The organism is Gluconobacter cerinus (genome assembly GCF_002723935.1).
Lineage (GTDB): Bacteria > Pseudomonadota > Alphaproteobacteria > Acetobacterales > Acetobacteraceae > Gluconobacter > Gluconobacter cerinus.
Genome location: NZ_BEWM01000046.1, coordinates 1 through 984, shown reverse-complemented (window position 1 = coordinate 984; position 984 = coordinate 1). Strand labels below are relative to the sequence as shown.

The window sequence follows — 984 nt, the reverse complement described above, 5'->3', positions numbered from 1 at the left end:
CCAGCATTCCAATGCTTCCTGGTTCACGCGCACCGATCGACAGGAGAGCGTTTCCATTTGTCCAACGACATGGAGCGGCTTCCTTGACATCCCAGCCTTCGAGCTGATCGCTCTTCAGGTGCTGGTCAAGCTTGCGGGTATCACGGGATTCAAAAAACTGAATACTCCCCACAAGAACGCCGAGATAACGGCGGTCATCCACAAACGGTCCAATCGTATCGCTCGGACGGCTGGTCCGAGACACCATCCGGACCTGTTGAACACCAGGCGGGATCATGAACACGCTGTGCCCGTTATTTTCACGAACTCTGCGAAGAACGACCCCAGCCTCAGTCACAAGATGAAGATCCGCATCGTCGACAAGTTTCTGCTGCGGCGCTTCAAGACCAAGACCCGCATACTCTGCCCGCGCTTCGAGGTTCCGGAAAATTGGCTCAACCTGATGACGGGCAACCGTCAGCGCAGCTTCGCCATCTTCTTCCCAGGTCTTGACGTTTTTGTCACCGAACAGAACCAGCGTTCCACCCTGCGCAAACGTCGAACGGTTCCCGGTATCAAGATAGCTTTCCGTCAGCGTACCGTCCGCCCAAATGACCGAATGAGGGTCAGTCTCGACATGATAATATGTGTAGCTGGTGAAAGAGCGGTCATAGAAGATCGAACGCCCGTTCACGAGCATGCGGACCGGAATAAACTGCCCGTCAAAGAACAGGCAGTGTTCTGGCGTCACAAGAAGATCCTTGTATGGCACGCCGTCAGAAACTGCATTTTTCAGGATGCGGACTGGATATCCGGCTTCATCATCAGGAAGATGAGAACGGACAACCATCTTTTTATGACCAACCCATTTGACCGAACGGGTCAGCTCTGCAGCGTTCCGCCAGTCATAGACACAGATCTCGTCACCAATCGCCATGTCTTCGACGGCGCGCTCGCCTGTCGGCGTCCGCAGCATGGAACCAGCAAGGAAACAAACCTCAAAAA

1 protein-coding gene is annotated in these 984 nt (G+C 54.2%); it reads right to left on the bottom strand.

The features are described 5' to 3' along the window. Positions 1-984: Hint domain-containing protein (locus GCE01_RS16625; protein WP_145995828.1), on the bottom strand; the 984-nt coding region annotated here is incomplete at both ends.